At 65.1% G+C, this 8,647-nt stretch carries 9 protein-coding genes; 3 read left to right on the top strand and 6 right to left on the bottom strand.

Annotated elements, in window-relative coordinates:
- From ACK5L9_RS11395 to ACK5L9_RS11380, 4 genes are all read right to left on the bottom strand, one after another.
- On the bottom strand, window positions 1-363 hold a 363-nt coding region (locus ACK5L9_RS11395; protein ID WP_416911584.1), incomplete at its 3' end, for a chromate transporter.
- A gap of 4 nt (window positions 364-367) precedes the next feature.
- Entirely contained in the window at window positions 368-1,186 is an 819-nt protein-coding gene (locus ACK5L9_RS11390; protein ID WP_416911583.1) for a chromate resistance protein ChrB domain-containing protein, read from the bottom strand.
- 354 nt (window positions 1,187-1,540) lie between these two features.
- Window positions 1,541-2,413 (bottom strand): TIGR02186 family protein, encoded by an 873-nt coding sequence (locus ACK5L9_RS11385; RefSeq protein WP_416911582.1) that lies wholly within the window; start codon window positions 2,411-2,413, stop codon window positions 1,541-1,543.
- The gene (locus ACK5L9_RS11380; protein ID WP_416911581.1) at window positions 2,413-3,327 is read right to left on the bottom strand and encodes a sulfite exporter TauE/SafE family protein; all 915 of its coding nucleotides are present in this window, start codon (window positions 3,325-3,327) and stop codon (window positions 2,413-2,415) included. The genes ACK5L9_RS11385 and ACK5L9_RS11380 overlap by 1 nt, the downstream gene beginning before the upstream one ends.
- A 150-nt stretch (window positions 3,328-3,477) precedes the next feature.
- On the opposite strand from ACK5L9_RS11380, the gene surE reads away from it, so the two are divergent.
- The 3 genes from surE to ACK5L9_RS11365 are packed head-to-tail and all read left to right on the top strand — an operon-like array spanning window position 3,478 to window position 6,174.
- The gene (surE, locus tag ACK5L9_RS11375; protein WP_416911580.1) at window positions 3,478-4,302 is read left to right on the top strand and encodes a 5'/3'-nucleotidase SurE; all 825 of its coding nucleotides are present in this window, start codon (window positions 3,478-3,480) and stop codon (window positions 4,300-4,302) included.
- 5 nt (window positions 4,303-4,307) lie between these two features.
- Window positions 4,308-4,964 (top strand): protein-L-isoaspartate(D-aspartate) O-methyltransferase, encoded by a 657-nt coding sequence (locus tag ACK5L9_RS11370; RefSeq protein ID WP_416911579.1) that lies wholly within the window; start codon window positions 4,308-4,310, stop codon window positions 4,962-4,964.
- 37 nt (window positions 4,965-5,001) lie between these two features.
- A complete protein-coding gene (locus ACK5L9_RS11365; RefSeq protein ID WP_416911578.1) occupies window positions 5,002-6,174 on the top strand; it encodes a LysM peptidoglycan-binding domain-containing protein in 1,173 nt (390 codons plus the stop codon).
- Between the two features lie 84 nt (window positions 6,175-6,258).
- Here ACK5L9_RS11365 and ACK5L9_RS11360 read toward each other — a convergent pair whose 3' ends face one another.
- Window positions 6,259-7,233, bottom strand: a complete 975-nt coding sequence (locus tag ACK5L9_RS11360) for a hypothetical protein (protein ID WP_416911577.1) — start codon at window positions 7,231-7,233, stop codon at window positions 6,259-6,261.
- Between the two features lie 23 nt (window positions 7,234-7,256).
- Window positions 7,257-8,633 carry a TolC family outer membrane protein gene (locus ACK5L9_RS11355; protein WP_416911576.1) on the bottom strand — a complete coding sequence of 459 codons (1,377 nt, stop codon included), beginning with the start codon at window positions 8,631-8,633 and terminating at the stop codon, window positions 7,257-7,259.
- Window positions 8,634-8,647 lie beyond the last annotated feature (14 nt).

Genomic DNA, 8,647 nt, shown 5'->3' with positions numbered 1-8,647 from the left:
CTGCACCCCCAGAAACAACGTATCGACCAGCGGCACGCCGCCAAAAGCGACGTAAAGCCCCGCCAGCGCGAAGATCACCATCGCGCCCGGCAGCACAAAGAGCGACCCGGCGATCAGCCCGCCGGTACTCCCGTGCAGACGCCAGCCGGCATAGGTGGCCAGTTGCATCGCCTCCGGCCCCGGCAACAGTATGCAGAAGCTCAGCGCGTTCAGATATAGTATCTCGGTCAGCCAGCCGCGTTCAACGACCAGAATCCGGTGCATGAGCGCGATCTGCGCCGCTGGCCCGCCAAAGGACAGCAGGCCGATCTTCAGGAAGACCCGGAACGCCTCGGACCGGCTGACCGTTATCGTCGTGGCCATTGGATCAGCCTTTCACAAGCGCGGCGGGCCAGTTGTGACCCTCGCCGGTCGCATCGCGCGCCCAACGATAGAACATGTCGTAAAGCGCCATCCCGGCAGCAAGCTGTTCGAGATCGTCCCGATACATGCGCGACAAGCCAAGCGAGGCCGCCAGCAACCCGGCCGCCTCTGGCGCCAGATCGTGCCGGTCGGTATCGGCCCCGCGCACGATCGGGGCCAGCCGGTCCAGCGCCTCGATCTTCAGGCCGAATTCCGCGATCATCGTGTCGAAGGTGCAGGTCTCGCCCCGGTGGCTCCAGAACACGCCCTCGATATCGAAGGGCGTGGCGTCGAAACGTTGGGCGACATGCATCACCTGCGCAGGCTCGACAAAGAGAAACTGCGCGGCGGGGTCGATAAAACGGCGGATCAACCAGGGACAGGCGATCCGGTCGATCTTGGGGCGATGCCGCGTCACCCAGACGGTCCGGCCCTGTGCGTTGCGCGGCGGCAGTTTCGCAGAGTCGATCATCGGCAACCCCGCGTTGCGCCAGGCGGCGTATCCGCCCTCCAGCGTTTCCGCCGAGACGCCCTCGGCGCGCAGGATCGCCGCTACGCCCTGACTGAGTTTCAGCCCTTTCTGGCAATAGATCAGGGCCCGCATACCAACGAGACTGCGGGCAAGTGCTGTGACCTCGGTGAAGGGATGGCGCCGCGCACCGGGAACCATGCGGGGATCGTCATCGACATCCTCGTCGATGCGCACATCAATGATAACCGGGCATTCATCCGTCCCGACAAGCCGGGCAAGTTGCAAAGGTTTGATTTCCGTTGGAGAAGCCACAGCGGCATCCTTCTCTGTTCGAGTTTGAGAGGATGCGGCATTCCGGCTGACGCCTCACGAGGCCACCGCAGGCCCCATGCGCTTTTTTCTAGTGGGATGATCTGGCCAGTGTCAATCGAATAGTATTCTTTGTGACTGACGCGATCAAACCTGCGCGACAGATCAGAGCGGAACCTTTTTCGCGGAGGCCGGCCCCGATTCTCGCCAAGGATGATTCGCCCTTGCCCGGCCTTCCCGGTGCAGCGGCTGACTGAAATGACGGGTCGCGTCGCGGCATCCAGCACTTGCGCGAACGGCAGCATCGTCCCGCATTCCCGAACAATCGGCTGTCGGTGCCGTTGGCACAAGCCGCGATCACGCGCGCCGCAGCTTGCGGAACAGGGCAGAGGCCCCCCAGCCGGCGACCACCGCGACGGCCAGCGACATCAGCCCGTAAAGGAATGGCTGGTCAAAGGCCAGCCGGTACAGCCAGCGTTCCAGCCCGACCTTGCGGACCTGAATCGGCGCGCGATAGACATCGACGACCCGCCCGTCGCGCAGCAGGAAGATGCGGGTCTTGTAATCGCCTTCGATCAGATTGGCGGGCAGGCTGACATCGGCGCGAAACAGCGTCTGATCGACCAGCTTCACACTGCCCTGATCCAGCCGGTACAGGCCGTTCTGCTCGCGCAGCCGGATCAGCGCCTCGGTATAGGGGACCGGGTTATCCACATCGATCTGCCCGGCAAAGGCGCGCAGCGCCAGCGGCAGCGAGATGCGATAACGGCTGTCCCACTCTTTACCAAGGATCCGGTCCAGCGGCCCCGAACTTGCCACGACATACAGCCCCGGCGCTGCGCCGACCTCGACCTTTTCGGCATTGATCCAGATGCCTGCCCGACGTTCCTTTTTCCAGATCGTCAGCGGCTCGGACGGGCCTTCAACGGTGATGATCACCTGCAAGGGCGGACCAGGTGGCACCGGAGCCTCGCGCTTGACCGCGCCATAGATCAGGATGTCGGATCCGTCGAAACTGGCCGTGATCGCGACGGAATCGCGCGACAGCCCGGCCACCACCTTTTCACCGGGCACGGCAGGCACGACGGCCTGCGGCCCGCGCCTCTGGCCCGGATCAGGATAGACCGGATAGGAATCGCCGGCAGGTGGCACCGTGGATGCGCCCGGCACCTGCGCCGATACCGGCAGGGCCAGCAGCAATGCGGCGGCGGCAAGGGCCAGCGCGCGCATCACCGGACCTCCGTGGTGATCGAATACAGCTCGTCCGGGCGCAGGAACAGATCCAGCGCCAGCTTGCCACAAACCGCCAGCACCAGCAGCGCCAGCAGGATGCGCAACTGCTCGGCCCGCAATTTCGCACCAAGCGAGGTGCCGATCTGCGCCCCGATCACGCCGCCCACGATCAGCAGCACCGCCAGCATGACATCGACGGTGTTATAGCTGATGGCATGCATCAGCGTGGTAAAGGCGGTCACAAACGTGATCTGGAACAGCGAGGTTCCGACCACGACCTTGGTCGGCATTCCCAGCAGATAGATCATTGCAGGCACCATGATGAACCCGCCGCCCACCCCCATGATCGCCGCCAGAATCCCCACCGCGACCCCGACCAGCACCACCGGAATCAGGCTGATATACAGACCCGAGGTGCGGAACTTCATCTTCAGCGGCCAGCGGTGCACCCAGTTATGCTGATGCAGCCGCTTGCGGTAGGTCGGGTTTTTCGACCGGCGCAGTGCCCGGATGCTTTCCTGTAACATCATCGCGCCGATCAGGCCAAGGAACACCACATAGCAAAGCTGCACGACCAGATCGACCTGACCGACGCTTTGCAGAATGGTGAACACGCGCACGCCCAGAAACGACCCGACCAGCCCTCCGATCAGCAGCACAAGCCCCATGCGGAAATCGACGGTCTTGCGTTTGACATGGGCCAGCACGCCCGACACGGACGAAGCCACCACCTGATTCGCGCCCGTCGCCACCGCGATGGGCGGAGGGATTCCGATGAAGAACAGCAGCGGCGTGATGAGAAATCCCCCTCCTACGCCGAACAATCCGCTCATTAATCCAACGATGCCGCCCAACCCGACAAGGGTAAAGGCGTTGACGGAAACCTCGGCGATGGGAAGGAAAATCTGCATGACGAGTTTGGGCGGACTGGCTTTCGTCACCATGCCCTGCGCCGAAAGCGGCGTCAAACGGCTTTGTGCCCAAAAGGCAACGGGTTGAAGCGTTGCCGCCACATCGCTAAGCAGAAACCAGAGCACGGGCGTGAAAAAGGGGCAGGCGCGATGCGCATTCTTATCACCAATGACGACGGAATCAACGCGCCGGGCCTTGAGGTTCTGGCCGAAATCGCCGCCGGGATCGCGGGGCCCAGGGGCGAGGTGTGGACAGTGGCCCCCGCATTCGAACAATCGGGGGTCGCGCATTGCATCAGCTATTCGCATCCCACGATGATCGCGCGCCTTGCCGACCGCCGTTATGCCGCCGAGGGCAGCCCCGCCGATTGCGTGCTGGCCGCCGTGTCCGACCTGATGACGGGCACACCGCCTGATCTGGTGCTGTCGGGCGTCAACCGGGGCAATAACGCGGGCGAGAACGCGATGTATTCCGGCACGATCGGCGGCGCGATGGAGGCCGCGCTGCAGGGCCTGCCCGCCATCGCCCTGTCGCAATATCTGGGCCCGCAGACCATGACCCTCGACGATCCGTTCGAAGCCGCGCGCGTGCATGGCGTGGCGGTGGTGCGGCATCTGCTGGATCACGCGGACTGGACCCCCCATGACGATTTCCGGCTGTTCTATAACGTCAACTTCCCGCCCGTTCCGGCCAGCGGCGTACGCGGCATGCGCACGGCACCACAGGGGCGGCGCAGGGACACCGGCTTTGGCGTCACCCCCTATACCGCGCCGAACGGACGGCGATTCATGTGGGTCTCGGGCGGGTCACAGCATGCACCGGCCGATGCGGGCAGCGATGTCGCCGTCAGTCTGGACGGCTATGTCGCCATCACGCCCATGCGCGCCGATCTGACATGCCACGCATCGGTGAAAACGCTGTCGGGGGCGCTGGACAGCGACCTGCCCCCCCCTGCCCCGCAAGAGGCCCGCTGAACCAGATGAGCGCGGAGGATCAGGAAAGCCCGGCGGAACGGCAGATGCGGTTCGTGTTCCAGCTTCGCTCGCGCGGGGTGACGGACCCGCGTGTCCTGTCAGCGATGGAGCGTATCGACCGCGGCCTGTTCGTGCGCGGCCAGTTCGCCGACCGCGCCTATGAGGACACGCCCCTGCCCATCCCCTGCGGCCAGACGATCAGCCAGCCCTCGGTCGTCGGCCTGATGACCCAGGCGCTGAACTCTGGCCCCCGCGACACCGTGCTGGAGATCGGGACGGGATCGGGCTATCAGGCGGCGGTTCTGTCGGGGTTGTGCCGCCGTGTCTATACCGTGGATCGCCATCGTCGCCTTGTACAAGAGGCCGAGGCGATCTTTCGTCAGCTTGGCCTGTCCAACATTACCGCGCAAATTGCAGACGGCTCTCGCGGGTTGCCCGAACAGGCCCCCTTTGATCGCATTCTGGTGACTGCCGCAGCCGAAGATCCGCCGGGGCCATTATTGGCACAACTGAAGATCGGCGGTATCATGGTGGTGCCAGTCGGTCAGTCCGATGCGGTTCAGACTCTGATCCGTGTCACGCGGACCGATGCCGGGTTCGACTATGACGAATTGCGGCAGGTGCGTTTCGTGCCTCTGGTCGAGGGATTGGGTCAGACATGATCCCCGCGCCAGAGGCGGCAGGTTGAGAGTGGTGAAAATGAGCAGGAAAATCAAAATACTGGCCGCAATGGCCGCGTCGGCGGCGTTGCTGGCCTCTTGCGGGGCGAATACCGGGTTCGACCCCGATTTGCGCGGCTGGATACCGGGGACACTGTCCACCGCCGAGGCCGCGTCACGCGCGGCCCCCCGCCCTGCCCCGGACAATCGCGGGGTGATCACCTTTGGCAATACGCAGGTCGCGCTGGCGCAGGCGGGCGACACGCCCGCCACGGTCGCCACGCGGCTTGGTCTTGGGGCGGACGAACTGGCCCGCCACAACGCCCTGCCCGCCAACTCACCGCTGGATCCCGGCTCGTTGCTGGTCCTGCCGCGCCCGGTTGCGGCGGGCGCGCCAATGGCAACGGCACCGGGCCGCACCAGCAGCACCGGCATTGTCAGCGACCCCTTCGCGGCGCAGGGCATGGCGCGACCCGATATTCCCGGCCGCAGCCCGGTCGCCGCAGCCACGCCGCCGACAGCAGCCCCCGCCTCGTCGCTGCAACCGCGCCAGCACCAAGTCGCGGCGGGTGAAACCGCCTGGTCCATCGCGCGCAAATACGGGGTCGGCGTGCAGGATCTGGCGTCATGGAATGGCCTTCCGTCGAATATGACCGTCCGTGTCGGTCAGCGGCTGATCATCCCGGTTCCGGGCCAGCAGGCACCGAATCCCACCGCCGTGACCACCGCGCCCGGCAGCGGCAGCCCCACCCCCCGCCCGCCCTCTGCCTCGGAACCCCTGCCGGCCGAACAAACCGCAGCCGCCACCGATCCCGGCCCGAAAACCAACGCTCCCGACATGGGCGCGTCACGAACCGCCGCATCCTCGGGGGGAAGGTTCAGCATGCCGGTTCCGGGTGCGATCGTGCGCGTCTATGAAAAGGGAAGGAACGAAGGAATTGACATTGCCGCACCGGCTGGCACGGCGGTCAAAGCCGCCGGTTCGGGCACGGTCGCGGCAATCACACGCGACACGAAAGGCACGCCCATCGTCGTCATCCGGCATGATGGCGGGTTGATGACCGTCTATACCGGCATGGACAAGCTTGACGTGGCCAAGGGCAACAGCGTCACTGTCGGCCAGGCCATCGGCACCGCCGGAGGCGCGGGTTTCATCCATTTCGAGGTCCGTCGGGGTTTCGACAGCGTCGATCCCGAAGATTACCTCAAATAAGCTTGGGGCGGCGCGTGGATGCGCCGCCCTTTCCAATGCTCTTGACCCGTTGCCCCGCCGCATCGGGCAGGGTCGTGGACCTGCTCAGAAGCGATCCATCTGTTCGTCGATCGCGGCGGCGACTTCGCGGCGGATCACCGCGCGCAGGTTTCGGGCAAAGCGCTGGCCCAGTTCGCCGTGCAATTCCTCCTGGATCATTTCGCGCAGCAATTCGCGGATGCTCTGCTCTTCGTCTTCCGGGCTCAGGGCCGGGATCGCAGGCGCCGCTACCGTTGCGGGTTCATCCACGACTTCGGCAATCGCCTCGTTACTGGTCAGTTGCAGGGTGGCGTCCGGTTCCGGCTGCCCGGCAACAATCGGCGCAGCAGCTTCCAGCAATTCGGGCCGCATCCGCGCCTTCCAGTCAAAGGCTTCGGCAAATTCGTCATCGTCATCCACCAGCGCCGAAAACTCGCTGGCGACGTCCGCAGTTGTCGGCGCGGCCAGCGGAGGCGTTACCTGTTGCTCAAGGGGCAAAACGGCCTTCGCGGCCTCGTCTGGTTCCGGCCTTTGCCAGAATTTCCACGCCGAGGGCGGATGACGCCGCGACGCCTCCAGTCGCAGGGGGGCTGGCGCATTCGGAACGGGCTGCACCGGCGAGGGAACGACCGTCAGCTTTGCCACCGGTGCCGAGGGCCGGGCCACGAAGGACGGGATGGGCACGGGATCGGCTGCGGCCTGAGGTTCGGGTTCGGGTTCAAGATCGGGTTCAGCGGCTGCCGCAACCTCATTTGAGGCACGACGCCGCTGAATGTCGCGCGCGTCCGCCGTCGCATCCGCCACCTCTCGTTCCACCGGCCGGGCGCTGGCCAGACGCCGCGCCAATGCGGCATCGCCACCGTAACGGCGGGCCAGAAATTCGGCGGCATCCTCGTCCACAACATCCGCATGAGGGGCGGGAACGGTTGCGCGGATGGCGGTCAAAGCCTCGTCATCCGCTATCAGGCGGCGAATCGCAGTCAGCACATCGCCGATATCTTCGGACAGGCGGGCTGCCGAGTTGGGATGAAGCTCAGCCATGGGATACCCCCATGGCCGAAATTTCAGTTGCGGCCGATGGCGCGCAAAACCCGGTCGAGGCTTTCGCCCTGCCGGCTGGTATAAGGCGCGTCGCGCACAGCGTTGTAGTATTGCGATGGGTCATAGGTCGGGATCCCCAGTTTCAGGTGTTCTACCGTCAACAAACCCATAGCAGCCAATAGTTGATAATGTGCTAACTGAAGATTGGCATCCGCAGTAATCTTGTCCGCACGCGCCTGCAGCAGCGATTGTTCGGCATCCAGCACGTCCAGCGTGGTCCGCGCGCCAAGCTGCGCCTCTTCGCTGACGCCGTCGAATGCCTGCTGTGCCGCCGAAATCTGCTGATCAATGGCAGTAATCTGGGCACGGGCGACCTCAATATTGGCCCACGAGGTTCCGACCTGCTGATTCACCTGCCGCGCGGTGTTCAGCATGACGCTGCGCGCCTCGTCCCGAAGGGCCATCGACTTGCGATGCGCGGCGGGCAGCCGCCCCCCCGAATACAGGGTCTGCCGCATTTGCAGGCCAAGACTGGCATAGTTGTTCAACTGCTGATCGCCCGTCGGACTGCTGGCATCGCTGCGCTGACGCCCGACCGAACCTGTCGCGGACAGCGACGGATTCCGTTCGGCCACCGCCCCGGCAACCCCCAGTTCGGCGGCCGCGACCGAGCGCTGCGCCTGAAGGATCGCGGGGTGATTCTTCTGCGCCACGGCGCGGGCAGCATCGACATTCGCGGGCATTTGCGGCAGGGGCGGCGGGGCGTCCAGCGTTCCCGGTTTCGCGCCGGTGACACGCAGATATTCCTCGCGCGCGACCTCAAGCGAACCTTCGGCGGCGGCCAGCGTCGCGCGGGTCGCGGCCAGACGCGCATCCGCCTGCGCCACATCGGTCACGGTGATTTCACCGACCTCGAACCGGTCCAGCGCAGCCTGCCGTTCCTGCCCGATCACCCGGACCGAGTTCTGTTGCAGCGCCACCTGCTCGATCCCCTGGCGCACGTCGAAAAAGGCCTGAACCGAGGACAGCAGCACATCCTGTTCGACCCCGACCAGCGCCTGACGCGTGGCAAGAACCTGTTCCTTGGCCGCATCGACCGCGATGGCCGTCCGGCCCCAGTCATACAGGACCATCTCGGCCTGCAGGGCCAGCGACATGGTATGCGTCGTTCCGCCATCCTGGACATGCTGGGCCGAATAATTGCCGACCCATTCCAGAACCGGCCGGATGCCCGAGATCGCAGCAGCGACATCCTCATCCGCCGCGCGCAGCACGGCGCGATTCTGGTCGATCAGCGCGGAATGGCGATAGGCGGCGACCATGCTGTCGGCCAGCGATTCCGCCCAGGATGGCAGCGCCACCCCGATTGACAGCGTGGCCACGGCTGCAAGGCGGAACATGTTCGGAAAACGTT

It is taken from the genome of Paracoccus sp. (in: a-proteobacteria), from assembly GCF_047973135.1.
GTDB lineage: Bacteria > Pseudomonadota > Alphaproteobacteria > Rhodobacterales > Rhodobacteraceae > Paracoccus.
Note: the sequence above shows the minus strand (reverse complement) of the source record. Positions and strands in the feature narration are given on the sequence as shown.